Here is a 24,518-nt window from a genome sequence, read left to right as displayed (position 1 = left end):
TCCCCGGCGGCCTGCGACAAGATCGCACGATCACCACGAAAGGATTCCCATGCCCGCTGTTCTGACGCGTTGCGTCGTGGCGATGGCTCTGGCCGGTTCCGCCTGTGCGGGCTGGGCCGGGGACCGGATGGATGCCACCGTTCTGGCCGGACCCTGCGCCGCCTGCCACGGCCCGGATGGGCGCTCGCCGGGCGCGATCCCCTCCCTTGCGGGCCAAAACGAAGATGACCTGCGCGCCCGGATGCGCGCCTTTCGCGACGGCACCGCCCCGGCCACGGTGATGACCCGGCTGATGAAGGGCTACAGCGAAGACGAAATCGCCGCCCTCGCCCATTGGTTCGCGGAGAATGCACGATGACGACACGGCGGCAGGTTCTGGCCGGGCTCGGGGCGCTGGCCCTGCCCTCGGTCGCGCGGGCGCAGGGCGCGGCGCATGTGGTGGTGGTCGGCGGCGGCTTCGGCGGGGCGACGGCGGCGCGCTATCTGCGGCGGCTGAGCCCTGAGGTGCGGATCACGCTAATAGACCCCACGCGGCGGTTCTTCACCTGCCCGTTCTCGAACCTCTATCTCGGCGGGCTGCGGGATTGGGACAGCCTCGGCCATGGCTATGACGGGCTGCGCGCGGCGGGGATCGCGGTGCTCCACACCACCGCGCAGGACATCGACACGGCACAGCGCCGGGTCACGCTGGCCGACGGCGGCGCGCTGGACTACGACCGGCTGATCCTCTCGCCCGGCATCGACATCCGCTGGAACGCGCTCGCGGGCTATGACAGGGCGGCGGGGGAGATCGCGCTGCACGCCTGGAAGGCCGGGCCGCAGACACAGGCGCTGCGCGCGCAGCTTCTGGCGATGGAGGACGGCGGCACCTTCGTCATGTCGATCACCGATGGCGCCTATCGCTGCCCGCCGGGGCCCTATGAGCGCGCCTCGATGGTGGCGCATTACTTCAAGACGCACAAACCGAAATCGAAGATCCTGCTGCTCGACAGCAAGGACAGCTTTTCGAAACAGGCGCTGTTCCGACAGGGCTGGACGGCGCTTTACGGTGACATGATCGAATGGGTCGGGCAAAGCGATGACGGTCAGGTCGCGCGGGTCGATGCCGCGGCGCGCGAGGTCGAGACCACCTTCGGCACGATCCACCGGGCCGATGTGCTGAACGTGGTGCCGCCGCAACAGGCGGGCCGGATCGCCGAACGCGCCGGGGTGACGGATGCGACCGGCTGGGTTCCGGTGCGGGGGCGGACGTTTGAATCCGCGCGGGTGCCGGGGGTTTATGTGGTGGGCGATGCCACCATCGCCGCGCCGATGCCGAAATCCGGCTTTTGCGCCAATGTTCAGGCCAAGGTCGCGGCGGCGGCGATCGCGGTGGATCTGGCGGGTGGCTCCATCGCCGATCCGCCGCCCGCGCAGTTCCTGAACACCTGCTACAGCCTTGTCGGGCAGGATTGGGGGATTTCCGTCGCCGGGGTCTACCGCACCGAAGGCGATGCCATCGTCGAGGTCGCGGGCGGGGTCAGCCCGCTTGACGCCGATGCCGCCTTCCGCCGGGCCGAAGCCGATTATGGCGCGGGCTGGTATGCGTCGATCACCGCCGACATCTGGGGCACCGCATGAGCCCGGTGCTGCTCGGGCTGGCGCTTGGCGCGGTGTTCGGCGCGGCGGCGCGGGCCGGAGGGCTGTGCCTGCTGCGCGGGATGAAATCCGCGCGCCGGGGCGAATTCGGGCCGCTGCGGGCCTTTGCGCTGGCGCTGGCGGTGGCGATCTGCACGACGCAGGGGCTGGCCCGGGGCGTGGACCTGTCGGCCGCCCTGCCCCTGCGCGGCGGCGCCTGGCCGGGGATGTTCCTTGGCGGCGCGGTCTTCGGGCTGGGCATGGTGCTGGCCAATGCCTGCGGGGCGCGGGCGCTGGTGCTGGCGGCGGGGGGCAACATGCGCATGGTGCTGGTGCTGCTGGCGCTCGGGGTCTCGGCGCAGGCCAGCATGACCGGGGTGCTCGCGCCGCTGCGCCTGTGGGTGCAGGGGCTGGGCACGGCGCAGGCGGGCACGCTGCCCCTCGCGGCGGGGCTGGGGCTGGCGGTGCTGCTCGCCGCCTTCGCCCTGCCGCTGCGCAACCGGACCGAGGCCGCCTGCGCCACGGTGATCGGCCTCACCATCGCGGCGGGCTGGTGGGTGAGCCATGCGACCGACGACCCGTTCGACCCGCGCGCGCTGACCTCGCTCAGCTTCATCGGCCCGGTGGCGGACGGGCTGCTGTGGCTGATGCTGTCCACCGGGCGGGCGCTGAACTTCGGCATCGCGGTGGTGGCGGGAACGGTGATCGGCGCCTTCACCATTGCCGCGCTGCGCCGGGACCTGCGGCTCGAACCCACCGGCGCGCAGTTGCCACGCGCCCTCCTCGGCGGCCTGCTGATGGGCTTTGGCGGGGTGCTTGCCCTGGGCTGCTCGATCGGGCAAGGTCTGAGCGGTATTTCGACACTCTCGCTGGCCAGTCTGGTCGCGTTTTCAGGTATTCTTGCCGGAACTGCGGTCGCACTGGTCTTCGACCCTCGCAAGGAGCCGACCTGATGATCCGCCGCCGCACCCTGCTCGCCGCCGCGCCCGCGCTCGCCCTTCTGGGCCGCTCCGCCCTTGCGGCGCCCACCCTGCTCACGCCCGAAACCACGCTGCTGCCGCGCAAGGGCGCGGGCCCGCGCATCGTGATCTGCGGCGGCGGCTGGGGCGGGCTGACGGCGGCGCGCTACCTGCGGCAGGAAATCCCGAACGCCGATGTCATCCGTGCTGGAGCGCAACCCGATCTTCTGGTCCTGCCCGATGTCGAACAAATGGCTGATCGACGTGGTGGATACCGCCTATCTGACCCATGACATGCTCGCCCCCGCGAACAAATACGGCTATCAGCTGGTGCAATGCGAAATCACCGGGATCGAGCGGGACCGCAAGATCGTGCGGACCTCGAAGGGCACGGTGGATTACGACTTCCTGATCCTGTCGGGCGGGATCCGCAACGCCTATGACGCCTGGTTCGGCGATGACCTCGCGGCGGCGGAGTATACCCGGACGCATTTCCCCTCGGCCTATATCCCGAACGCGGAACACCTCGCGCTGAAGGACAAGATCCGGAATTTCAAGGGCGGCACCATCGTCATGACCCTGCCGCCGCCGCCGCATCGCTGCCCGCCCTCGCCCTATGAACGGGCCTGCGTGATGGCGTGGCATTTCAAGGTCAACAAGATCCCGGCGAAGATCCTGATCCTCGATCCGAAGCCCGGCATCGCGCCGATCGGCGGCGGCTACCGCGCGGCGTTCGAGGAACTGTATCCCGACATCATCACCCATGTGCCGAATGCGAAGGTGCGCGAGCTCGACCCCTACAACAAGCGGATCATGACCGAAGCGGGCGATTTCGACTTTGACGAAGCGGTGCTGATGCCGCCGCACCGCGCCGCCGAAATCGTCTACCACGCCGGGCTGATCGGCACCGATGCCGAGGGCAAACCCACCGGCTGGGCCGATATGGACCCGCGTTATTTCCACGCCCGGGGCGATGACAGCGTGTATATCGTCGGCGACAGCATGGGCGCGATTTCCCCCCATTTCGGCCATTACCCCAAAAGCGGCCATGTCGCGAATTACATCGCCCATATCGTCGCGAAGAACCTTGGCCAACGGGTGCGCGGCCAGGAGGTGGTGGCGGAACTGCCCAACAATCTGTGCTACATGCTCGTCAACGGCGACCCGCGCGAGGCGATTTCGGTGCAGTTCGACTATGACATCGGCGCCGACGGGCTGGTGCGGCAGACCCAGATCGACGTGGACGTGCGCACCCCCGACCTGCTGGAGGAAGATTTCGCCTGGGTGCAGGGGATGTATAATGACTTCCTGCGCTGAGCTCAGCCGCCGGGCGGTGCTGGCCGGGGCGGCGGTGCTGGCGGCGGGGGTCGCCGCCGCAGAGCCCGACAGCCGCGCCGTGCCGCAGCCGGACGACGCCGAATCCGACCGCATCGCCACGGCCTTCCTGAACGGGGCCACGCCCCTGCCGCGGGGGCTGGCGCTCGACCTGCCCGCGCTTGGCGACAACCCCGCCGCCGTGCCGGTGCGGGTGCATCTGACCGAGCCGACCGGGGCCTGGTGCGAAGAACTGATCGTGCTGGCGCAGCGCAACCCGAAGCCGCTCGCCTGCCGGTTCCGGTTCACGCCGCTGACCGGTTCGGTCGATGTGGCGCTGCGGCTGCGGCTGATGCAGAGCATGGGGCTGCGGGCGATCGCGCGGATGAGCGATGGCCGTTTCCTTGAGGCGCGCGGCGAAATCACCGTCGCCGCCGGCGGCTGCGGCATGTGAGGGCACCATGAGCAAACCCCGGATCTGGATCAGCAACACCACCCCCGCGCCGGGCGAAATCCTGCGCGTGCGCGCACAGGTCGCCCACCCGATGGAGACCGGCTTCCGCTCCGGCCCGGACGGCCCCTTGCCGATGAACATCGTCACCCGCTTCGCCGCCACGCTGGACGGCGCCCTGCTTCTGGAATGGCTGCCCGAAACCGCCGTGGCGCAGAACCCCTATATCGAATTCACCTTCGCCGCCCGGCACGGTGGCCTGCTGCGCATGGTCTGGACCGATGCCAGCGGCGATTTCGCCAGCGCCGAGCAGGAAATCCGGCTGCAAGGCTGACCCTTCCGGCAAATCGCACGATTTTTCCGCGAATTGTTCAGAAAGAGGTTGAAAAAGCGCCGATTCTGCCCGCACAAAGCGCGAAAATTAAGCGAAGGGTGAACGAATTGGTGCAACTTCATGAGACGCTCGAAACGATCCTGGCCGAGGTGATGCGCCGCAACGCGGGCGAGCCGGAGTTCCATCAGGCCGTGCGCGAGGTGCTGGAAAGCCTGAACACCGTCATCGCCAAGCGCCCGGAATATGCCGAAGAGGCGCTGATCGAACGGATCTGCGAGCCGGAACGGCAGATCATCTTCCGCGTGCCGTGGATCGACGACAGCAATCAGGTGCGGATCAACCGCGGCTTCCGGGTGCAGTTCAATTCGGCGCTCGGCCCCTACAAGGGCGGGATCCGCTTCCACCCTTCGGTGAATGTCGGCATCATCAAGTTCCTGGGCTTTGAGCAGACCTTCAAGAACGCGCTGACCGGCATGCCGATCGGCGGCGGCAAGGGCGGCTCGGACTTCGACCCGAAGGGCCGCTCGGACCGCGAGATCATGCGCTTCTGCCAGTCGTTCGTGACCGAACTGCACCGCCATATCGGCGAATACACCGACGTTCCGGCCGGGGATATCGGCGTCGGCGGGCGCGAGATCGGCTATATGTTCGGCCAATACAAGCGCCTGACGAACCGGTTCGAGGCCGGGGTGCTGACCGGCAAGGGCCTGCTCTACGGCGGCTCGCGCGCCCGGCCCGAGGCGACGGGCTACGGCAACACCTATTTCACCCGCGCCATGCTGGGCACGAAGGGGCTGGATTTCGACGGCCGCACCGTGGTGGTTTCGGGCTCGGGCAATGTCGCGACCTATACCATCGACAAGGTGACGCAATACGGCGGCAAGGTCATCGCGTGCTCGGATTCCAACGGCTATGTGGTGGATGAAAACGGCATCGACCTTGGGCTGGTGAAGGAGATCAAACAGGCCCGGCGGCAGCGGATCGCGGAATATGCCCGGCTGAAGGGCGAGGGCAAGGGCGTCTATTACGTCGCGGGCGGCTCGATCTGGGATGTGCCCTGCGATGTGGCGATGCCCTCGGCGACGCAGAACGAGCTGACCGGGAAGGATGCGCGCAAGCTGGTCGCCAATGGCGTGATCGCGGTGGGCGAAGGTGCGAACATGCCCTGCACCCCCGAGGCGATCAGCGTCTTTCAGCATGCGGGCGTGCTGTATGCGCCGGGCAAGGCGGCGAATGCCGGGGGCGTCGCGACCTCCGCGCTGGAGATGCAGCAGAACGCCTCGCGCGACAGCTGGAGCTTTGAGCAGACCGAGGCGCGGCTGGCCGCGATCATGCGCGGCATCCACGACCTTTGCGCCGAAACCGCCGAGGAATACGGCGCGCCGGGCAATTACGTCATGGGCGCCAATATCGCGGGCTTCGTGCGCGTGGCCGAGGCGATGCGCCAGCAGGGCGTGATCTGAGACGGCCCCGGGGGATGCCCTCCCCCGGGCCACAGATCGGCATCGACAAACCCGCGCGGCGGTTTTATCTATAATCCATGAGCAAAGCCCCCGAGGAAACCATCGCCGCGCGGATCGCCCGCACCCTCGCCGACCGCATCATCTCGGGCGTCCTCGCGCCGGGGGTGCGCCTGCGGCAGGACCATATCGCCACCGAATTCGGCACGAGCCACGTCCCCGTGCGCGAGGCGTTCCGCGATCTTGAGGCCCAGGGCCTGGCCGAGAACCTGCCCCGCCGGGGCGTGCGCGTCACCGATTTCGACGTGGCCGAACTGCGCGAGGTCGCCGAGATGCGCGCCAGCCTCGAATCCCTCGCGCTGCGCCATGCCGCGCCGAACATCACCCGCACGATCCTGCACGAGGCCGAACAGGTCACCCTGCGCGGCGACAGCGCCAGCAACGTCCGCGAGTGGGAGGAGGCGAACCGCGAGTTCCACCGCATGATCCTCGCGCCCTGCCACATGCCGCGCCTGCTGCGCACGATCGACGACCTACAGGCCGCCAGCGCGCGCTTCCTCTTTGCCGCCTGGCGGCAGGATTGGGAGGCGCGCACCGACCACGACCACCGCGCCATCCTCGACGCGCTGCGCCGGGGCCAGACGGATCGCGCCTGCGCCATCCTCGCGCGTCATGTCGGCTGGATCGGCAAACGCAGCCCGACGCGGAAAAACACCGACGAACGCGCGACCTACGTCATCTCCGCCTAAGCCCGCAGCGCGGCGCAGCCCGCGCAAACCTCACGCCCGCAGCGCGGCCATATGCCGGTGCATCAGCTTGCCGCCGACCTCGCGCAGCCCAAAGCACCGCCCCGACCGCAGCCATTCGCTCATCAGCCCGTTCATCAGCGCCATCACCGACACCGCCCCCTCCTCCGGGCTCAGATCCCCGGCCAGCAGGCCCTTTTCCCGCGCCTGCCGCATCAGTTGCAGCAGCAGGCGGAACATTTCCTCGTTTTGCGCGGCGTGGCGGTCGTCGGGGTTGCCCGGCGCGCAGAGGATCGCATACATCCGCTGCCGGCTCTCGTCGCCCTCGAACAGCGCGAGGAACCCCGCCCCCGTCATTTCCAGCAGATGCAGCGGATCCTCGTGCCCGTCCTGCGCCGCCGCCTCGATCATCGCGGCCTGCGGCGGGCGGAACCGTTCGTGCAGCGCGCACAGCAGATCGTCCTTGTCCTTGAAATGCCAGTAGACGGCGCCGCGCGTCACCCCCGCCGCCCGCGCCACCTGTTCGAGCGTCGCCTGCCCCACCCCGCGCTCGCAGAACACCCGTTCGGCCGCGTCCAGAATGGCAACCCGCGTCCGTTCGGCATCGGCCTTGCAGCGTCTCACATCTTCCTCCCCCGCGCAGATCCGCACTTTACAAACATACACGAATGTCTGTAAATGGCAACGACGCGGCACCGGCTGCGCGGCGTGAAACGCCCCGGCCTGAAAGGGACAGGAATGGCAGATCCACCGATCAGGCGGGGCTTCCGTGCAGATAGTCCTTGCCGCCTCCGATTCTCCCCATCCGACAGGTTTGCCATGATCCTCCCCTCCCTCCGCTTCGGCGTGGTGTGCGCCGCGCTCTGCCTCTCCGCCCTGCCTGCCGCCGCGCAGCAGGGCGGCCCCGCCCCCGTCACCGCGCTCACCGCCACCGCGCAGGACTACCCGCTGACCGCGCGGCTGCCCGGCCGGATCAAGGCCTCGACCGTGGCCGAGGTCCGCCCCCAGGTGTCGGGCATCATCCGCGAACGGCTGTTCGACGAAGGCGCCGCCGTGACGCAGGGCCAGCCGCTCTACAAGATCGAGGATGACAGCTATGTCGCCGCCGTGGCCGCCGCGAAGGCCGCCGTGGCGCAGGCGACGGCGAACCACGACCTCGCCGTGATCGAAGCGAAACGCGCCGTCGAACTCTTTGACGCGCGGACCGGATCGGCGCAGAAACGCGATTCCGCCATCGCCGCCCGGCAGGCCGCCGCCGCCGCGCTTCAGGCCGCCGAGGCACAGCTGAACAGCGCGGAAATCGACCTCGACCGCACCACGATCCGCGCGCCGATCACCGGCGTCATCGGCCTGTCGCAGACCACGACCGGCGCGCTCGTCGCCGCGCAGCAGCCGACCGCGCTCGCCACGATCCGCGACCTCGATCCGGTCTATGTCGATGTCACGCAATCGGCGACCGACATCCTGCGCTGGACCTCGACCGCCGAGGGCCGCGAGACCCGCGCACAGGGCGAGGCCGCGCTGCGCCTTGCCGACGATTCGATCTATGCCCACAAGGGCCGACTTGAGGCCGCCGAACCGCAGGTGGAACCCACCACCGGCATGGTGACGCTGCGGATGACCTATCGCAACCCGGATCACATCCTGCTGCCCGGGATGTATGTCGAGGTCGACCTGCCGCAGGCCGTGGCGAAAAACGCCGTCGCGCTGCCGCAAAGCGCGGTGATGCGCGACCGGCAGGGCAATCCCTTCGTCTGGATCGTCGCGGATGGCAAGGTCGCGCAGCGCCCGGTCCATATCGCCACCTCCTCCGGCAACGAATGGGTGGTGACCGATGGCATCGCCCCCGGCGATCAGGTCATCACCTCGGGCTTCCAGAAGACCGCCGTGGGCGCCCCGGTGCAGATCGTCCCCGCCGAAGGAGCGAAGTGAATGTCGCGCTTCTTCATCGACCGGCCGATCTTCGCCTGGGTCATCGCCATCGTCATCATGGGGCTCGGCGTGCTGTCGATCCTGCGGCTGCCGATTTCGCAATATCCCTCCATCGCCTCCCCCTCGGTGGTGATCAACGCAACCTACCCCGGTGCTTCGGCAGAAACCGTGGCCGATACCGTGGTGCAGGTGATCGAAAAGCAGATGACCGGCCTTGACGGGCTGCGCTACATCAACTCATCGACCACCTCGACCGGCCGGGCCACCATCACCATCACCTTCAAACTGGGCACGGACCCGGACATCGCGCAGGTGCAGGTGCAGAACAAACTGTCCCAGGCCGAAGCGATGCTGCCCGAGGCCGTCACCCGTCAGGGCGTGACGGTGAAGAAATCGACGACCGGCTTCCTCATGGTCGTGTCGCTGATTTCACAGGACGGATCGCGCAGTCAGGTCGAACTGGCCGACTACATGAACTCGAACATGGTCGAGAACTTCTCCCGCCTGCCGGGGGTGGGCTCGGTGCAGGTGTTCGGCTCGGAATACGCCATGCGGATCTGGCTCGATCCGCTGAAGCTCAAGGCCTATGACATGGCGCCGGGCGCGGTGATCGCCGCCGTCCGGGGGCAGAATGCGCAGATCTCCGCCGGGTCTTTCGGCGCGCAGCCCGCGCCCACGGGGCAGCTTCTCGAACGCCACCATCACCGCGCAATCGCTGCTCAAGACGCCCGAGGATTTCGAGCGGATCGTGCTGCGCGCCGATACCGATGGCGGGTTGGTGCTGCTGCGCGACGTGGCGCGGGTGGAACTGGGTGCCGAGACCTATGAGGTCAACGCCTATTACGACGGCAAGCCCTCCGCCGGGATGGCGATTCAGCTCGCCTCGGGGGCAAACGCGCTCGACACCGCCGAGCTGGTGAAATCGCGGCTGGCGGAACTGGTGCCGTTCTTCCCCTCGGGCGTCGAATATGTGATCCCCTATGACACCACGCCCTTCGTTCTGCTCTCGATCGAGGCGGTGATCCACACCTTGGCCGAGGCGATCGTGCTGGTGTTCCTGGTGATGCTGCTGTTCCTGCACAACATCCGCGCCACGCTGATCCCGACGATGGCGGTGCCGGTGGTTCTGCTGGGCACCTTCGGCGTGATCGCGGCCTTTGGCTTCAGCATCAACACCCTGACCATGCTGGCGATGGTGCTGGCGATCGGGCTTCTGGTCGATGACGCGATCGTCGTGGTGGAAAACGTCGAACGGATCATGGCGGAGGAACACATCTCCCCCAAGGAAGCGACGAAGAAGTCGATGGGCGAGATTCAGGGCGCGCTGGTCGGCATCGCCATGGTGCTCTCCGCCGTCTTCGTGCCGATGGCCTTCTTCGGCGGCTCGACGGGGGAGATTTATAAACAGTTCTCCGTCACCATCGTCTCGGCGATGACGCTTTCGGTGCTGGTCGCGCTGATCTTTACCCCCGCGCTCTGCGCCACCATGCTCAAACCCCATGTCCCCGGCGCCAGCGGCAAATTCGCCGATGGGTTCGAGCGGCGCTTCACCCGGCTCACGAACGGTTATGGCGGGATCACGAAATGGGTGGTGTCGAACCCGGTCAAGGCGCTCGTCGTCTATGCCGCGCTGGTCGCGGGGATGGTGCTGCTTTACAACCGCACGCCGACTTCGTTCCTGCCGGACGAAGATCAGGGCGTGCTGATGACCGTGATCCAGACGCCTTCGGGCACCACCGCCGAGCAGACGAAGAAAGTCGTTGAAAAGACGGAACAATATTACCTGAACGCCGAAAAGGATAACGTCGAGGCGGTGTTCTCCGTCGTCGGCTTCTCCTTCGCCGGGCAGGGCCAGAACATGGCGATGATGTTCGTCAAGCTCAAGGACTGGGACCAGCGCGAGGGCCCGGATAACCGCGCCGAAGCCATTGTCCAGCGCGCTTTCGGCCCGCTGATGGGCGGGATCAAGGAAGGGATCGTCATCCCGCTGGTGCCGCCCGCAGTGATCGAACTCGGCAACTCGAACGGCTTCACCGCCTTCCTTCAGGCCCGCACCGGCCAGACGCATGAGGAACTTCTGAACGCGCGCAACATGCTTCTGGGCATGGCGAAGGGCGCCGACACCCTCACCGCCGTCCGCCCGAACGGGGTCGAGGACGCGGCGCAGTTCAAGCTCAACATCGACTGGCCGAAGGCCGGGGCGGTCGGGCTGACGGCGGCGCAGGTGGGCGAATTCCTCAACACCGTGTGGTCGTCCTCCTACATCAACGACTTCCTGTATGAGGGCCGGGTGAAGCGCGTCTACGTTCAGGGCGAACCCTGGGCCCGCGCCACGCCCGAGGATTTCGCCCTCTGGCGGGTGCCGAACGCGAACGGGGATTTCGTCTCGCTGTCCACCTTCGCGACGCAGGAATGGGTCTATGGCCCGCAGCAGGTGGTGCGCTACGACGCGCTGCCCGCGATGGAGGTCCAGGGCTCCGCTGCCCCCGGCGTCTCTTCGGGCGAGGCGCTCAACACCATGGAGCAACTGGCCGCCAAGCTGCCCCCCGGCTTCACCCTGCAATGGACCGGCCTGTCGCTTGAGGAAAAAGAGGCCGGCAACGGCGCGATGATGCTCTATGCGCTGTCGCTCGCGGTGGTGTTCCTCTGCCTCGCCGCGCTGTACGAAAGCTGGTCGATCCCGATCGCGGTCATCCTCGCGATGCCCGTGGGCATCATCGGCACGCTGATCGGCGCGTGGATCGGCGGGCAGGCGAACGGCGTCTACTTCCAGGTGGGCCTGCTCACCGTGGTCGGCCTGACGGGGAAGAACGGCATCATGATCGTCGAATTCGCCCGCGACCGGATGGTGCACATGGGCGAAAGCGCGATCACCGCGGTGGTTCAGGCGGCGCGGCTGCGGTTCCGCCCGATCCTGATGACCTCGATGGCGTTTTCGCTCGGCGTGGTGCCGCTGGTGCTCTCGACCGGCGCGGGCTCCGGCGCGCGGCAGGCGATCGGCTATGCGACGCTGTTCGGCACGCTGACGGGCACGGCGCTCGCGATCTTCTTCGTGCCGCTGTTCTTCGTGCTGGTCGATGCGGCCTTCAACCACCGCCGCCGCAAAGCGGCCTGACCCTGCGGGCCGCCTTCGGGCGGCCCCCCTCAGACGATCTCGACCGAAAAGCCGAACGCCCTGCCCTCCCCCGGCGGCAGCAGCACGGAGAACGGACGCGCCGCGATCTCCGGCCCCGCGCCCTTCCGCGCCGCCATCCCGTGCCACGGCTCGATGCAGACAAAGGGCGCGCCCGGCTTCGACCACAGCGCGAGGTTGGGCAGGTTCTCGAACCGGAACCGCAGCCCCGGCCCGCTCTCCGCGCGATAGGTCAGCCCCTCCCCTGCGCCCTCCGGAAAGATCATCGCATCCTCGGCGAACATCGCGGGGTTCAGCACCAGCGCCCCGTCCGTGAACGGCGACGGCCCCCGCGCGTCAGTCAGCAGCCCGCCCGACAGCCGCGCCACCACGGGCTCCGCCCCATTGTCCAGCACGATCCGATGCCCCTGCCCCGCGCATCCCGGCAGCGGCCACAGGAACGCCGGATGGAACCCCAGCCCGAACGGCATCACCCCGTCGCTTAGGTTCTCGACCTCCGCCCGCACCCGTAGCACGGTGCCCTCGATCGCATGGCTCAGCCGCAGCCGGAAGTCGAAGGGATAGACCGCGCGGCTCGCCTCGTCCGCGCAGAGCTCATGGCAGCACGCCCCCTCCTCCGCCGCGATCAGCCGGAACCCGCTGCGCCGGGCAAAGCCGTGCTGCGCCATCGCCGCCCTGCGCCCCGCGACCGCGATCACATCGCCCTCCGCCCGGCCCACGATCGGGAACAGCACCGGCGACCGCCCGCCCCAGAACGCGGCATCGCCATGCCACAGCAGCGGCACCCCGTCGAAGCTCAGCGCCTGCATCTCCGCGCCCAGGCTGCTCACCGTGGCGCGCAACCGGCCGGAGCCGATGGTGACAGTCGTGGGCTGATCGGTCATGGCGTTCCTCGTAAAAGCTCCCCGCCCCTTACCCCTCCCTACCCCATCCGGGCAAGAGCGCCCGGCCCTGCGTGACAGGAACCGGACACGCCGCATCGTGGATCGCCTCTCCGTATACGCGCCAAGGCTCGCCGTAGAATATTCGCCGCATGGCCAGGGCCCGTCCATTGATGATCGGGACATTTCCACCAGTGATGACATATTCCCCGCTTGACCGGGGCCTGTCCATCTGCCGGGGCTGCCGATGGCCCCGACACCACGACCCGCTGGCTAAGGCCCTTACGCCTCATCCGCCGCCGAAGCGCTCAGCCCAAGATCAACCAGCCGCCGGATCGCCTCCGACCGGCTGGGCAGATCGTCCTGCGTCCTGCGCCAGGCATCAATGGCCCGGACCTGCGAGGGCGCAATCACGAGGTTCAATCGGGTGGTTTTGAGTTCCCTGTCCATGCGCCGCATATTGCATGACTTACATAACTTACGCAATACAAAGCCCCATCGCCGACGGGCTCCGCCTCATTGCTCACAGACCCAGACAAACCGCACCACCGCCCAAATACCCCTGCCCCGCTCGAAAGCCGCCCATCACCGAGGCACGCCCCCGGCCACTCCGCTTAGACACAATTCCCGTTTCCCAGAAAGACCACGGACAATCCCCCGGCCCTTATGCTCGGCTCACCCCACGGACAGCGGCCACAGCGCAACCCCCGATCAAAGCGGCCACCATCCAAACCAGAGCCAAAGCGGCAAGCAAACACAGCCCCCGCCCAACCCCTCTCCCGGTATCGACGCCGTGACGCTGCGAAGCAGAGGAAGCAGAGGAAGCAGAGGAAGCAGAGGAAGCAGAGGAAGCAGAGGAAGCAGAGGAAGCAGAGGAAGCAGAGGAAGCAGAGGAAGCAGAGGAAGCAGAGGAAGCAGAGGAAGCACAGAGGAAGCAGACCAGCCTGACGCGGCAGCGTCCAGCCCTCTTCGCAGCGATTCGCCATAAAAGCACCGATACGCTTCGGCCCTTAACCGACTGCGGGCCCGCGAAGATTGCCCCTGCCACATAATGTCAGAGGGCGCCCCTGAAACAGAAAATTCACAATATTATGGAGGTGCGGCTACCCCTCGGCAAACACCTCGCCGAAGAGGACATGAAGACCCGTTCCCGAATCCGCCCGCGCAGGTTGAATTACCTGACCTCGACCACGAACCCACCCCCGAACAAAAGCCGTTATACCCAGTTGCCTCTGGGCCCGCCCGCAACGGAATCACCCGCCCCAGCCCAAGCCGCCGGAGATCCGATGCAAGAAACTATCGGACCAACCCAACCACCATAGCAAAGTTGACAGCTGTCAACTCAGGAGCGGCCGAGGCCGGGAAGGCGTCAGCAAGGCCATGATCATCGGAACCGGCGTGAATGCGTTCTCCACCGCCTTCGCGCTCAATCGCCGCAGATAGCCGCCGGGATTTCGGATCGTGGACATTTTCTGAAGCATGGCGGCAAGCGTCGCCGCGGCCCCCACCGGTCCCATCGCACGGCGTGCTTCGGACCAGGTTCCGGAATCAATCCCCATCATCGGATGAATATCACCGGCGGCGGAGACAAGATCGGGCCAACTGCGGATCTCGTGCCGGGCATAGGTTGCGACATCCGGACAGGCCTCCAGCACGACCTCAAGGGGTAGGGCCGTCGGTTGCGGCAGGGCTTCTCCCTTTTCCGTGCAGCTTTCAGATTCAAGTTTTTCTGGTTTTGAACTCTGATAGTGCCGCTCATTTTCGCTGTCTTTGCCGCTCATTTCCGTTGGAACAGAGACGGCTTCGACCTGTTCCTGCACCATCCTCAGCAGCGTTTCAGCGGCACTGAGCAGGGCGGTCAACTCGGCTTGCGGCAGCTTGCGCCGTACGATCCGGCGCAGATCGGCGAAGCGTTGGGGCAGGGCGCTGTCCACCACGCCGGTCGCTTCGAGATAGGCCAGCAGCTTGCCCGCGTCGCGGAGCCGCAGCGTGATCGTTTCGCGCAGCAGGGTGCAGCGGTGGAGGTCGGCCTGGATCGCCTCGGCGGCGTTCAGGATCGCCCCCGCACGCACCAGCAGCGGACGCAGGGAAAAGCCGAAGGCGCGGGTGACGGCGCCGCTGCGGTCGTGGCGGGCGTAGCGCTTGCCGTTCGGGCTGTCGTGGCGGGCGATCATGCCGGCATTGACCAGCGCGGCCAGATGCCGGCGCAGGGTGCTTTCGGCCATGCCATGCGCGCGGTCGGAAAGCGTCGCGTTCGACGGGAACACGATCAGACCGGCGCCTTCGGCGAGCGTCCGCTCGGGCAGGAAGCTGAGGAGGGCGTTCAGCACGGTCAGGTCACGATCGCTTAACCCGAACTGCGCGCGCGCGGTGCGCAGGGCGTGGAACACCTGCCATTTGTCGACCTGTGCCACCGGCGCGGGCGCCTCGGCCAGCGCCTGCGACACGAGCAGGCCATGATCGACCGCCCGGCGCCCGAAGGGCGTCGTGGAAATATGCCTCATTTTCGCTGTCACGAGACAAAAGAAAGCCGATCACCGCCGTAACGGTGTTGACATGAATTCGATCGGTGCCGTATCTTTGAGGTGCTAGATCAAGAACGGGCCTCTCGGGATGTATGTCCTGGGGGGCTTACTTTTTGTCGGGCCGTGCCTCCTGTTGCTTTCGGTTGCGGATCAGTTCCCCTGGCTCCATTTGCTGTGGAGATCGGGGAGGTTGTTCAGAAGCCAGTCCTCGAAGCCGCTGCTCTGCTTCTTCTCGAAGCGCAGGGTCAGGCGGCCGCCCTTGCGGCTGGCCTCGGCGATGGGGACGCCATTCGTGCTGCGGATCACCTCCGGGGGAGGGGGGGCGCGGCGGGTGCTGCCCTTGGCGCGGGCCAGCGCGGCCTCGAACCGGGCGTCGGAATTGCCCTCGGTGAGGTTGACGAGCGCGATCAGATCCTCCGTCCCCAACCGGCTTTCCTCCAGCGCATCGGCCAGCGCCAGCCAGCGTTCGCGCCCCACCGAAGGGGCGGCGCCGATCGCATGAACCAGCTCCGGGTCGATCCGCTCCGCGACAGAAAGAAGACGTGAAATCAATGTCTTATCCATCGTCAGCGTATCGCCGATGACCTTGCGGTCATAGCCCGCCGCCACCATCTGCCGGGCGAAATTCGCCTTTTCGATGAAGCTCAGATCGCGCCGGGCGGTGTTTTCCTGCCCCTGCGCGATCAACAGGTCGCGGTCGTCGAGGTTGCGCAGCAGCGCCTTGACCGGGCGGCCCAGGTCGCGCATCGCCAGAACCCGGCGGCGGCCGTAGACGATCTGATAGCGGCCCTCCTCGGTCGGGTGGGGGCGGACCAGAACGGGCACCTGCTGGCCATATTCGGCGATGGACTCGCGCAGCGCGGCATCCTCTGCCTCGTCGGTTTCCAGCCGGTCCTGCGCCCCGCCGGGGTCGATCAGATGGGGGTCGATCTCGATCAGCGCGCGGGCCTGAAGATCCGCGACCGAACGCGAAATCGCGCCGATCGCCCCGCGTGACATCCGCGGCGCATGCGTCTCTGCGGGCGGGTTAGAGCCTTTTTCGCTCCCGAGCAGTCCTTCGAGCAGGTTCTTGCGGGCCATCAGCGCGGCTCCCTTCCCCAGGCACGCTGGATCAGATCCTCGATCTCGTGGTTCACGGCGTTCAGGCTCTCCATCGCGCGTTCATAGGTCGAGCGGGTGAAGGCCGATTTCTCGATTTCATAGAGCGTCTGCTTGGTGATGCCCGCATCCGAAATCGCGGTGGATTTCAGCACGGTGTTGTTCAGCACATGGTCGCCGAACAGCGAGCGCATGAAGCTGACCATCTGATTCTGCGGCCCGTCGCCCGGTTCGTAGCGGGTGACGAGGTAGCGCAGCCAGTCATAGCTCATGTTGCCGCCCGCATCGGCGACGACGCCGAGCAGGTTCGAGGTCATCAGGAGGAACTGGCACATGGACATCACATCGAGCATCTGCGGATGGACGGTGACCAGCACCGCGGTGGCGGCCGAAAGCGCCGACATCGTGATGAACCCGAGTTGCGGCGGGCAGTCCATCACAACAACGTCATAATCCGCTTCGACCTCGGCCAGCTTTTCGGAGATCCGGGTGAAGAACATCTGACCGGAGCGCGCGGCGAGGACACGGGGGGTATCGTGCTCGAACTCCATCAGGTCGAGGTTGCCGGGAATCAGGTCGAGGTTGGTGAAATAGGTGCTGCGAATCACGCTGCGCAGCGGCACGGGGTCGTCGTAGCGGATCGCGTCGTACAGCGTGCCGCCGTCGAGCAGGTCGAATTCCGGCTGATAGCCATGCAGCGCCGAGAGCGAGGCCTGCGGGTCGAGGTCGATCGCCAGCACGCGATAACCGTCGAGCGCGAGCTTCTGCGCCAGATGCGCGGCGGTCGTGGTCTTGCCCGAGCCGCCCTTGAAATTGATCACGGTGATGACCTGAAGGTGGTCACCTTCGCGCCGCCCGGGCAGGTAGGTGCCCGGCGTCTTCGCCCCGGCTTCGAGCATCCGGCGCAGGTCCATGATGTCCTGCGGCGTATAAAGCCTGCGCCCGCCCGGCCCGGTTTCGGGCTGCGGCCCCCGGCCTTCGAGCGAGAGCTTGCGCAGATAGGCGTCCTTCACGCCCAGAAGTTCGGCCACCTCGCCCGAGGTGAAGCGCCGCAGCTGTTTCGACGCATTCGGCGGGAACAGCTGTTCGCGATGCGCCAGCAACCGTTCGGAGAGCTTCGCGGCATGCTCCCCCACCAACCGATCAATTCGGATCTCTTCGCCCATGACTGCCCTTTGCTGGCGTTTGTTACGCCGTTGAGCGATTATTTCTGCTCTTGGCGTATATGAATGCGGCAGAAATCAGATTCGGGCAAGGGCTTCGTCACGGTTTCGTGCCCCTGAACGGGCAAGATAGGCCGGAATCGCCGCATCGGGGAGTCGGGAAGCGCCGAAATTCCGGGCAATGCGCCGATTCGCGGGGCAGATTCCGGGCATTCCCCGGGGCGGCGGCGAAAAGGCGGCGGGCGGGCGTGGCGTTCGGCGATGGCTGCGGCAAAAGCTGGACAGCCCTTGAATACATGACTGACATGCCCGTGGACATCGAACACACCATCCTCGCCGCCCTGTCGGAGCGCCGCATGACGCCCGGCGAGCTGGGCCTGATCCACGACATCCGCGAGGCGCACGATCCGGTCGAACCGGCGAAGACATCAACCACGCACAGGACACTGCCATGAACAAACGCTCCTTCCTCAAGGCCGCCGTGCTGGCGCTGGCCTTCGCCGCGCCGATGACCGCTTCGGCCGATGCGCTGGCCGACATCACCGCCGCCGGAAAGCTGCGCGTCGCGGTGCCGCAGGACTTCCCGCCCTTCGGCTCGGTCGGCGCGGATATGTCGCCGCAGGGCTATGACATCGACATGGCGAAGCTGATCGCCGAGCGGATGGGGGTGAAGGTCGAACTGGTGCCGGTGACTTCGGCGAACCGGATCCCGTATCTGCAAACGAACAAGGTGGATCTGGTGATCTCGTCGCTGGGCAAGAATGCGGAGCGCGAGGCGGTGATCGACTTTTCCACCGCCTATGCGCCGTTCTTCAACGGGGTCTTCGCGCCTGCGGATGTGCAGATCGCGGGGCCTGCGGACCTGTCGGGGAAGACGATCGGCGTCACGCGCGGCGCGGTCGAGGATCTGGAACTGACGAAGGTCGCGCCGTCCGATGCGACGATCAAGCGCTATGAGGACAACAACGGCACGATCTCGGCGTTTCTCTCGGGGCAGGTGACGGCGGTGGCGACGGGCAATGTCGTCGCGGCGGCGATCCTTGAACGCAACCCGCCGAAGAAGCCGGAGCCGAAGTTCCTGATCAAGAATTCGCCCTGTTTCATCGGGCTGAACAAGAACGAACCGGCCCTGCGCGCGAAGGTGGACGAGATCCTGGCGCAGGCAAAGGCGGATGGCGCGATGAACGCGATTTCGGAAAAATGGCTGGGCGCGGCGCTGCCTGCGGATCTGTAACTTGGCCTATCAGTTTGATTTCGGTTGGCTGGCGCAATACTGGCCGGTGCTGCTCAAGGGGGTCTGGGTCACCTGCCTGCTGACGGTTGTCGGCGGGGTGGTGGGGATCGGGCTTGGGATCCTGTGCGCATGGGCGCGGGGGTTCGGGCCGCGCTGGCTGGCGGCGCTGGTCGCCTGTTATGTCGAACTGATCCGCAACACGCCCTTCATGATTCAGCTTTTCTTCATCTTCTTCGGCCTGCCCGCCGCCGGGGTGCAGATGGGGGAGATGACGGCGGCGAATTTGGCGATGATCGTCAATCTGGGCGCCTATAGCTGTGAAATCATCCGCGCCGGGCTGAACGCGACGCCGAAGGGGCAGTTCGAGGCGGGGGCCTCGCTCGCCATGTCTCCGGTGCAGATCTTCTGGCGGGTGGTGCTGGTGCCGGCGCTGCAAAAGATCTGGCCGGCGCTGTCGTCGCAGGTGGTGATCGTCATGCTGGGCTCCGCCGTGGTCAGCCAGATCGCGGCCGAAGACCTCACCTTCGCCGCGAATTTCATCCAGTCGCGCACCTTCCGCGCGTTCGAGGCCTATATCGTCTCGACCCTGATCTATCTGCTGCTCGCCATCGCGCTGCGGCAGGTGCTGGCGGGGGCAGGGCGGCTGATCTTCCCGCGCCGGAGGGCCGCGACATGACGGATTTCAGCACATGGGACATTCTGCGCAACCTGCTTCTGGCGGCGCGCTGGACGGTGCTTCTGTCGCTGGTGTCGTTTGTCGGCGGCGGGGTGCTGGGGCTGGTGCTGCTGTTCGCGCGGATCGGCCGGGTGGGCTGGCTGCGCCGGGCGGTGGCGGGCTATGTCGAACTGTTTCAGGGCACGCCGCTTCTGATGCAACTGTTCATCGCCTTCTTCGGGCTGGGGCTGTTCGGGGTGGATGTGCCCGCCTGGCTTGCCGCCGGGGTGGCGCTGATCCTGTGGACGGCGGCCTTCCTGACGGAGATCTGGCGCGGCTGCGTGCAGTCGATCCCGAAGGGGCAGTGGGAGGCGTCCTCTTCCCTCGCCATGACCTATCTGGAGCAGATGCGGCATGTGATCCTGCCGCAGGCGTTGAAAATCGCGGTGCCGCCGACGGTGGGGTTTTCGGTGCAGGTGGTGAAGGGCACGGCGCTGACCTCGATCATCGGCTTTGTCGAACTGTCCAAGGCGGGGACGGTGCTGACCAATGCGACGTTTCAGCCGTTCACCGTCTATGGCCTTGTCGCGCTTATCTATTTCGCGCTCTGCTATCCGCTGTCGATGAGCGCGCGCGCGTTGGAAAGGAAACTTCATGCCCCTCATCGGCATTGACGACGTTCGCAAGAGTTTCGGCGAGAACGAGGTGCTCAAGGGCATCACGCTGCACATCGACCCGGGCGAGGTGATCGCGGTCATCGGCAAGTCGGGGTCCGGGAAATCGACGCTGCTGCGCTGTGTCAACGGGCTGGAAGTGATTGATTCCGGGGCGATTTCGGTGGCCGGGGCGCAGTTGCTGAACGACGAACTCCACCTGCGGGAACTGCGGCTGAAGGTCGGGATGATCTTTCAGCAGTTCAACCTGTTCCCGCATCTGACGGCGGGGGGGAACGTGATGCTGGCGCAGCAGGTGGTGAAGAAGCGGGGCAGGGCGGAGGCCGAGGCGATGGCGCGGCGCATGCTGGACCGGGTGGGGCTGGGCCACAAGTTCGACGCCTTCCCGGATGAGCTTTCGGGCGGGCAGCAGCAGCGGGTGGCGATCGCCCGCGCGCTGGCGATGGATCCGGTGGTGCTCCTGTGCGACGAAATCACCTCGGCGCTGGATCCGGAACTGGTGGCGGAGGTTCTGGCCGTGGTGCGGGAACTGGCCGCCGAGGGGATGACCCTGATGATGGTCACGCATGAGATGAGCTTCGCCCGCGACGTCTGTTCACGCGTCGTCTTCATGCACCAGGGCCGGGTGCACGAAATCGGCCCGCCCGAGCAGGTGTTCAGCGCGCCGCAGACGCCGGAACTGCGGCAGTTCCTGGGGCATTGAGCCAGCCGCGGATCGTGCGGCGGATGCCCTCAAGATCGGCGATGGCGGCGGTCGGTGCTGCCAGATTTCGGCCAGTGCAGAACACCAGCCCGAAGATGCACAGGACCGGGATCGCGGCGGCGAAGGGCAGGCTCAGGCCCGGCTGAAACCCCGGCTCGCGGTGAGGAGCTGGCGGGTGTAGTCCTGTGCCGGGGCGCCGTGGGCCAGCGCATCGGCGGTGAGTTCCTCGACCACAGCGCCCGCGCGCATCACCGCCAGCCGGTCGCACATATGGGTGACGACGCCGAGGTCGTGGCTGACCATGAGGAAGGTCAGGCCCCGGTCGCGCCGTACCTGTTCGAGCAGGTTCAGCACCTCCGCCTGCACCGAGGCATCGAGCGCCGACGTGGGTTCGTCGAGCAGCAGGATCTCCGGTTCGAGGATCAGCGCCCGGGCGATGGCGATCCGCTGCCGCTGCCCGCCCGACATCTGATGCGGGTAGCGAAAACGGAACCCGGCGCCGAGGCCCACCTCGTCCAGCGCGCGGCGGATCCGGGCATCGGTATCGGCGATGCCATGCACGGCGAGCGGTTCGAGCAGCAGCCGGTCCACCGTCTGGCGCGGGTGCAGCGAGCCGTAGGGATCCTGAAACACCATCTGCACCTTGCGGTAAAAGGCGCGCGACCGGCGGGTGCCGCGCAGCGTTTCCCCCAGCACGGTGATGTCGCCGGTAAAGGGCGCAAGCCCCGCGATGGCGCGCAGAAGCGTGGATTTCCCGGAGCCGGATTCCCCCACCAGACCGAAGGATTCGCCCTTCGCCACCGCGACGGTGACATCCCGGAGCGCGTGGAAATCATCGAAGCGAACGTCCAGATGGCGCGCGGTGAGGATCATGTCAGCCACTCCGGCTTGCGGTCGAGAACGGGCAGGGGGTGGCGGTCGGCGCCGATCTTCGGCACGCAGTCGAGCAGGCCGCGGGTATAGGGGTGCTTCGCGTGGGCCAGATCGGCGGCGGCGATTTCCTCGACCACCCGGCCCGCATACATCACCAGAACCCGGTCGCAGAAGCTGCTGACCAGCCGCAGGTCGTGGCTGATCAGGATCAGGCCCATGCCGCGATCGGCGACCAGCGCATCGAGGATCTTCAGCACTTCGAGCTGCACGGTGACATCAAGCGCCGAGGTCGGTTCGTCCGCGATCAGCATCTCGGGCCCGGCGATCAGCATCATCGCGATCATCACGCGCTGACCCATGCCGCCCGACACTTCGTGCGGGTAAAGGTTGTAGACCCGTTCGGGATCGCGGATCTGCACCGCCTCCAGCATCTCCAGCGCGCGGCGCTTGGCCTCGGCGCCGCTGATCCGGCTGTGGGTGTGCAGGGTCTCGGCCACCTGCTTGCCGATCTTCATCACTGGGTCGAGCGAATATTTCGGATCCTGCAACACCATGGCGATCCGGCCGCCGCGCAGGGCACGGCGTTCGCGCGGGCTGGCGTGGAGCAGGTTGATGCCGGAAAACTCCATCCGGTCGGCGGTGATGCGCGCGTTCGGCGGGGTCAGGCCCATGATCGCGCGGCCGGTCTGCGACTTGCCCGAGCCGCTTTCGCCGACGATGCCCAGACGCTCCCGCCCGAGGGTGAAGGTGACGCCGCGCACGGCCTCGACCAATCCGGTGCGGGTGGGGTAATGGACCTTCAGGTTCTCGACATGCAGCAGCGTCATTGCCCGGCCTCCCGCGGGTCGAGCGCATCGCGCAGCCCGTCGCCCAGCAGGTTGAAGCCGAGCGAGACGACGAAGATCGCGATCCCCGGCATCGTCGCCACCCACCATTGATCAAGGATGAAGCGCCGCCCCGACGCGATCATCGCCCCCCATTCCGGCAAGGGCGGCTGTGCGCCAAGGCCCAGGAATCCGAGCCCCGCCGCCGTCAGGATGATCCCCGCCATGTCGAGCGTCACCCGCACGATGAGCGAGGGCAGGCACATCGGCATCACATGGCGCGCCACGATCCGCCACGGCCGCGCCCCCATCAGCCGCACCGCCGCGATGTAATCCGAATTGCGCACGCCCAGCGTTTCGGCCCGGGCGATCCGGGCATAGGGCGGCCAGGAGGTGATGGCGATGGCGAGCACGGCATTCTCGATCCCCGGGCCGAGCGCGGCCACGAAGGCGAGCGCCAGAACCAGCTTGGGGAAGGCCAGGAAAATATCGGTGATCCGCATCAGCACCGCATCGACCCAGCCGCCCGCATAGCCCGCGACCGTGCCGACCAGCAGGCCCACCGGCGCCGCGATCACCGCGACCAGCACCACCACCATCAGCGTCAGCCGCGCGCCGTGAAGCAGCCGCGAGAGGATGTCGCGGCCCTGATCGTCGGTGCCCAGAAGGTAGCCGGGCGTGCCGGGGGGCAGCAGACGCGCCTCGGCCAGATTGCCGATATAGGGCGAATGCGGCGCCAGCACCCCGGCCAGCGCGGCCAGAACCACCAGCGCAAGGATGATCCCCAGCCCGACCAGCGCCAGCCGGTTCGACGCAAAGCTGAGCCAGACCCTGTAGGCGCGCCCAAGCCGGGCCTGCGTGCGCGAGGCGGGGCGGTCGCTGAGCAGCCAGTCACGGGTCATTTCTCGCGCGTCCTCGGGTCGAGCGTCCGATACAGCAGATCGGACAGCAGGTTGAGCGCAATGAACACCGACCCGATCACCAGCGTGCCGCCCAGCACGGCGTTCATATCGGCGTTTTGCAGCGAATTGGTGATATACATGCCCAGCCCCGGCCAGGAAAACACCGTCTCCGTCAGCACGGAGCCTTCGAGCAGCCCCGCATAGGACAGCGCGATCACCGTCACCAGCGGCACCGCGGCATTGCGCAGCGCGTGGAACCAGATGATCCGCGCCTCCGACAGGCCCTTGGCACGGGCGGCGACGATATATTCCTGCGACATTTCGGTGAGCATGAAGGAGCGGGTCATCCGGCTGATATAGGCCATCGAGAAATAGCCAAGCAGGCAGCCCGGCAGGACGATATGGCGGAACACGTCCCAGGCGATTTCCCACTGCCGTTGCAGCATGGCATCAAGGAGGAACAGCCCGGTGATCGGCGTGAAGGTATATTCATGCACCACGTCGATGCGCCCCGGAAAGGCCACCCAATGCAGCCGGGCGTAGAACAGCAACAGGCCCAGCAGCGCCAGCCAGAAGATCGGGATCGAATAGCCCGCAAGGCCGACGATCCGCACCAGCTGGTCGATGAACGTCCCGCGCTTCACCGCCGCCAGCACGCCGAGCGGAACCCCCAGGATCGTGCCGATGATGGTGCCGAAGGTGGCGAGTTCGAGCGTCGCAGGGAAGACGCGGGCAATATCCTCCGCCACCGGGCGGGTGGTGAGGACCGAGGTGCCGAGGTCACCCCCCAGCACCTGTTTCAGGTAGATCCCGAACTGCTGCCACAGCGGCAGGTCGAGCCCCATCTGTTCGCGCACCCGCGCGATGGCCGTCGCCGGTGCCCGGTCGCCCAGCACCGCCAGAACCGGATCCACCGGCACCACGCGGCCGATGAAGAAGGTCACCGCCAGAAGGCCGAGGTAGGTGGTGACGATCACCACCGCGAACCGGACCGCGCCGCGAAACAGGCGTGCGGCCCGGGGGCTGTCTGCGCTCATGCG

General features: G+C 66.9%; 25 protein-coding genes and 1 pseudogene. 16 read left to right on the top strand and 10 right to left on the bottom strand.

Going from position 1 to position 24,518, the window contains the following annotated elements; translation table 11 throughout:
- Nucleotides 1–49: 49 nt before the first annotated feature.
- The 9 genes from QM789_RS07340 (at nt 50) to QM789_RS07300 (ending at nt 6,884) form a co-directional block, all read left to right on the top strand.
- The gene (locus tag QM789_RS07340; RefSeq protein ID WP_420351302.1) at nt 50–358 is read left to right on the top strand and encodes a c-type cytochrome; all 309 of its coding nucleotides are present in this window, start codon (nt 50–52) and stop codon (nt 356–358) included.
- Complete coding sequence (locus QM789_RS07335; RefSeq protein ID WP_420351301.1) at nt 355–1,620, top strand: NAD(P)/FAD-dependent oxidoreductase; 1,266 nt, start codon at nt 355–357, stop codon at nt 1,618–1,620. Before QM789_RS07340 ends, QM789_RS07335 begins: the two co-directional genes overlap by 4 nt.
- Nucleotides 1,617–2,570, top strand: coding sequence for a YeeE/YedE thiosulfate transporter family protein (locus QM789_RS07330; protein ID WP_420351300.1), 954 nt, complete (start codon nt 1,617–1,619; stop codon nt 2,568–2,570). The genes QM789_RS07335 and QM789_RS07330 overlap by 4 nt, the downstream gene beginning before the upstream one ends.
- Nucleotides 2,570–2,869, top strand: coding sequence for a hypothetical protein (locus QM789_RS07325; RefSeq protein ID WP_420351299.1), 300 nt, complete (start codon nt 2,570–2,572; stop codon nt 2,867–2,869). Before QM789_RS07330 ends, QM789_RS07325 begins: the two co-directional genes overlap by 1 nt.
- Nucleotides 2,772–3,893 (top strand): NAD(P)/FAD-dependent oxidoreductase, encoded by a 1,122-nt coding sequence (locus QM789_RS07320; protein WP_420351298.1) that lies wholly within the window; start codon nt 2,772–2,774, stop codon nt 3,891–3,893. The genes QM789_RS07325 and QM789_RS07320 overlap by 98 nt, the downstream gene beginning before the upstream one ends.
- Nucleotides 3,877–4,344 (top strand): thiosulfate oxidation carrier protein SoxY, encoded by a 468-nt coding sequence (locus QM789_RS07315; RefSeq protein ID WP_420351297.1) that lies wholly within the window; start codon nt 3,877–3,879, stop codon nt 4,342–4,344. Before QM789_RS07320 ends, QM789_RS07315 begins: the two co-directional genes overlap by 17 nt.
- 7 nt (nt 4,345–4,351) lie before the next feature.
- A complete protein-coding gene (locus QM789_RS07310; RefSeq protein WP_420351296.1) occupies nt 4,352–4,675 on the top strand; it encodes a thiosulfate oxidation carrier complex protein SoxZ in 324 nt (107 codons plus the stop codon).
- 107 nt (nt 4,676–4,782) lie between these two features.
- Nucleotides 4,783–6,138, top strand: a complete 1,356-nt coding sequence (gene gdhA / locus QM789_RS07305; protein WP_420351295.1) for an NADP-specific glutamate dehydrogenase — start codon at nt 4,783–4,785, stop codon at nt 6,136–6,138.
- Between the two features lie 77 nt (nt 6,139–6,215).
- Nucleotides 6,216–6,884, top strand: a complete 669-nt coding sequence (locus tag QM789_RS07300; protein ID WP_420351294.1) for a GntR family transcriptional regulator — start codon at nt 6,216–6,218, stop codon at nt 6,882–6,884.
- A 30-nt stretch (nt 6,885–6,914) separates the two neighbouring features.
- Here QM789_RS07300 and QM789_RS07295 read toward each other — a convergent pair whose 3' ends face one another.
- Nucleotides 6,915–7,505, bottom strand: a complete 591-nt coding sequence (locus tag QM789_RS07295; RefSeq protein ID WP_420351293.1) for a TetR family transcriptional regulator — start codon at nt 7,503–7,505, stop codon at nt 6,915–6,917.
- 195 nt (nt 7,506–7,700) lie between these two features.
- On the opposite strand from QM789_RS07295, the gene QM789_RS07290 reads away from it, so the two are divergent.
- Together QM789_RS07290 and QM789_RS07285 are read left to right on the top strand one after the other, a co-directional pair.
- Entirely contained in the window at nt 7,701–8,813 is a 1,113-nt protein-coding gene (locus QM789_RS07290; protein ID WP_420351292.1) for an efflux RND transporter periplasmic adaptor subunit, read from the top strand.
- Nucleotides 8,814–11,928 (top strand): annotated as a pseudogene (locus QM789_RS07285) (efflux RND transporter permease subunit). It abuts the gene before it with no gap.
- A gap of 29 nt (nt 11,929–11,957) precedes the next feature.
- Here the strand turns inward: QM789_RS07285 and QM789_RS07280 are convergent.
- From QM789_RS07280 to repA, 5 genes are all read right to left on the bottom strand, one after another.
- Nucleotides 11,958–12,830 carry an aldose 1-epimerase family protein gene (locus QM789_RS07280; RefSeq protein ID WP_420351291.1) on the bottom strand — a complete coding sequence of 291 codons (873 nt, stop codon included), beginning with the start codon at nt 12,828–12,830 and terminating at the stop codon, nt 11,958–11,960.
- A 279-nt stretch (nt 12,831–13,109) separates the two neighbouring features.
- Entirely contained in the window at nt 13,110–13,250 is a 141-nt protein-coding gene (locus QM789_RS07275) for a hypothetical protein (protein ID WP_420351290.1), read from the bottom strand.
- 914 nt (nt 13,251–14,164) lie between these two features.
- The gene (repC, locus tag QM789_RS07270) at nt 14,165–15,331 is read right to left on the bottom strand and encodes a plasmid replication protein RepC (RefSeq protein ID WP_420351289.1); all 1,167 of its coding nucleotides are present in this window, start codon (nt 15,329–15,331) and stop codon (nt 14,165–14,167) included.
- A gap of 171 nt (nt 15,332–15,502) precedes the next feature.
- On the bottom strand, nt 15,503–16,432 hold the full coding sequence (gene repB / locus QM789_RS07265; RefSeq protein ID WP_420351288.1) for a plasmid partitioning protein RepB: 930 nt from the start codon (nt 16,430–16,432) through the stop codon (nt 15,503–15,505).
- Nucleotides 16,432–17,616, bottom strand: coding sequence for a plasmid partitioning protein RepA (gene repA / locus QM789_RS07260; RefSeq protein ID WP_420351287.1), 1,185 nt, complete (start codon nt 17,614–17,616; stop codon nt 16,432–16,434). Before repA ends, repB begins: the two co-directional genes overlap by 1 nt.
- A 245-nt stretch (nt 17,617–17,861) precedes the next feature.
- Here repA and QM789_RS07255 point away from each other — a divergent pair, with 245 nt between their 5' ends.
- From QM789_RS07255 to QM789_RS07235, 5 genes are read left to right on the top strand one after another with little or no spacing between them, the layout of a single operon-like run.
- A complete protein-coding gene (locus QM789_RS07255) occupies nt 17,862–18,068 on the top strand; it encodes a hypothetical protein (protein WP_420351286.1) in 207 nt (68 codons plus the stop codon).
- Nucleotides 18,065–18,847: a transporter substrate-binding domain-containing protein gene (locus QM789_RS07250; RefSeq protein ID WP_420351285.1), complete on the top strand. Its 783-nt coding sequence runs from the start codon at nt 18,065–18,067 to the stop codon at nt 18,845–18,847. The genes QM789_RS07255 and QM789_RS07250 overlap by 4 nt, the downstream gene beginning before the upstream one ends.
- A 1-nt stretch (nt 18,848) precedes the next feature.
- Nucleotides 18,849–19,523, top strand: coding sequence for an amino acid ABC transporter permease (locus QM789_RS07245; protein WP_420351284.1), 675 nt, complete (start codon nt 18,849–18,851; stop codon nt 19,521–19,523).
- Nucleotides 19,520–20,176 (top strand): amino acid ABC transporter permease, encoded by a 657-nt coding sequence (locus QM789_RS07240; RefSeq protein ID WP_420351283.1) that lies wholly within the window; start codon nt 19,520–19,522, stop codon nt 20,174–20,176. Before QM789_RS07245 ends, QM789_RS07240 begins: the two co-directional genes overlap by 4 nt.
- Nucleotides 20,157–20,879 (top strand): amino acid ABC transporter ATP-binding protein, encoded by a 723-nt coding sequence (locus tag QM789_RS07235; RefSeq protein ID WP_420351282.1) that lies wholly within the window; start codon nt 20,157–20,159, stop codon nt 20,877–20,879. Before QM789_RS07240 ends, QM789_RS07235 begins: the two co-directional genes overlap by 20 nt.
- Before the next feature lie 132 nt (nt 20,880–21,011).
- Here QM789_RS07235 and QM789_RS07230 read toward each other — a convergent pair whose 3' ends face one another.
- From QM789_RS07230 to QM789_RS07215, 4 genes are read right to left on the bottom strand one after another with little or no spacing between them, the layout of a single operon-like run.
- Nucleotides 21,012–21,752 (bottom strand): ABC transporter ATP-binding protein, encoded by a 741-nt coding sequence (locus QM789_RS07230; protein ID WP_420351281.1) that lies wholly within the window; start codon nt 21,750–21,752, stop codon nt 21,012–21,014.
- Nucleotides 21,749–22,579 (bottom strand): ABC transporter ATP-binding protein, encoded by an 831-nt coding sequence (locus QM789_RS07225; RefSeq protein WP_420351280.1) that lies wholly within the window; start codon nt 22,577–22,579, stop codon nt 21,749–21,751. The genes QM789_RS07230 and QM789_RS07225 overlap by 4 nt, the downstream gene beginning before the upstream one ends.
- Complete coding sequence (locus QM789_RS07220) at nt 22,576–23,478, bottom strand: ABC transporter permease (RefSeq protein ID WP_420351279.1); 903 nt, start codon at nt 23,476–23,478, stop codon at nt 22,576–22,578. Before QM789_RS07220 ends, QM789_RS07225 begins: the two co-directional genes overlap by 4 nt.
- Nucleotides 23,475–24,515, bottom strand: coding sequence for an ABC transporter permease (locus QM789_RS07215; protein ID WP_420351278.1), 1,041 nt, complete (start codon nt 24,513–24,515; stop codon nt 23,475–23,477). The genes QM789_RS07220 and QM789_RS07215 overlap by 4 nt, the downstream gene beginning before the upstream one ends.
- Between the last annotated feature and the right edge of the window lie 3 nt (nt 24,516–24,518).

Origin of the sequence: Paenirhodobacter sp. (genome assembly GCF_047600745.1) — a bacterium.
GTDB lineage: Bacteria > Pseudomonadota > Alphaproteobacteria > Rhodobacterales > Rhodobacteraceae > Rhodobacter.
This window is presented reverse-complemented; position numbering and strand designations above follow the sequence as displayed.

Bases quoted from the DNA above. Each gene is read 5' to 3' on its own strand.
- QM789_RS07230 (WP_420351281.1), bottom strand. From the start codon at position 21,752: ATGATCCTCACCGCGCGCCATCTGGACGTTCGCTTCGATGATTTCCAC.
- QM789_RS07220 (WP_420351279.1), bottom strand. From the start codon at position 23,478: ATGACCCGTGACTGGCTGCTCAGCGACCGCCCCGCCTCGCGCACGCAG.
- QM789_RS07240 (WP_420351283.1), top strand. From the start codon at position 19,520: ATGACGGATTTCAGCACATGGGACATTCTGCGCAACCTGCTTCTGGCG.
- QM789_RS07330 (WP_420351300.1), top strand. From the start codon at position 1,617: ATGAGCCCGGTGCTGCTCGGGCTGGCGCTTGGCGCGGTGTTCGGCGCG.
- QM789_RS07315 (WP_420351297.1), top strand. From the start codon at position 3,877: ATGACTTCCTGCGCTGAGCTCAGCCGCCGGGCGGTGCTGGCCGGGGCG.
- QM789_RS07215 (WP_420351278.1), bottom strand. From the start codon at position 24,515: ATGAGCGCAGACAGCCCCCGGGCCGCACGCCTGTTTCGCGGCGCGGTC.
- QM789_RS07320 (WP_420351298.1), top strand. From the start codon at position 2,772: ATGTCATCCGTGCTGGAGCGCAACCCGATCTTCTGGTCCTGCCCGATG.
- repC (WP_420351289.1), bottom strand. From the start codon at position 15,331: ATGAGGCATATTTCCACGACGCCCTTCGGGCGCCGGGCGGTCGATCAT.
- QM789_RS07250 (WP_420351285.1), top strand. From the start codon at position 18,065: ATGAACAAACGCTCCTTCCTCAAGGCCGCCGTGCTGGCGCTGGCCTTC.
- QM789_RS07335 (WP_420351301.1), top strand. From the start codon at position 355: ATGACGACACGGCGGCAGGTTCTGGCCGGGCTCGGGGCGCTGGCCCTG.
- QM789_RS07225 (WP_420351280.1), bottom strand. From the start codon at position 22,579: ATGACGCTGCTGCATGTCGAGAACCTGAAGGTCCATTACCCCACCCGC.
- QM789_RS07290 (WP_420351292.1), top strand. From the start codon at position 7,701: ATGATCCTCCCCTCCCTCCGCTTCGGCGTGGTGTGCGCCGCGCTCTGC.
- repB (WP_420351288.1), bottom strand. From the start codon at position 16,432: ATGGCCCGCAAGAACCTGCTCGAAGGACTGCTCGGGAGCGAAAAAGGC.
- QM789_RS07280 (WP_420351291.1), bottom strand. From the start codon at position 12,830: ATGACCGATCAGCCCACGACTGTCACCATCGGCTCCGGCCGGTTGCGC.
- QM789_RS07310 (WP_420351296.1), top strand. From the start codon at position 4,352: ATGAGCAAACCCCGGATCTGGATCAGCAACACCACCCCCGCGCCGGGC.
- QM789_RS07235 (WP_420351282.1), top strand. From the start codon at position 20,157: ATGCCCCTCATCGGCATTGACGACGTTCGCAAGAGTTTCGGCGAGAAC.
- QM789_RS07340 (WP_420351302.1), top strand. From the start codon at position 50: ATGCCCGCTGTTCTGACGCGTTGCGTCGTGGCGATGGCTCTGGCCGGT.
- QM789_RS07300 (WP_420351294.1), top strand. From the start codon at position 6,216: ATGAGCAAAGCCCCCGAGGAAACCATCGCCGCGCGGATCGCCCGCACC.
- QM789_RS07325 (WP_420351299.1), top strand. From the start codon at position 2,570: ATGATCCGCCGCCGCACCCTGCTCGCCGCCGCGCCCGCGCTCGCCCTT.
- repA (WP_420351287.1), bottom strand. From the start codon at position 17,616: ATGGGCGAAGAGATCCGAATTGATCGGTTGGTGGGGGAGCATGCCGCG.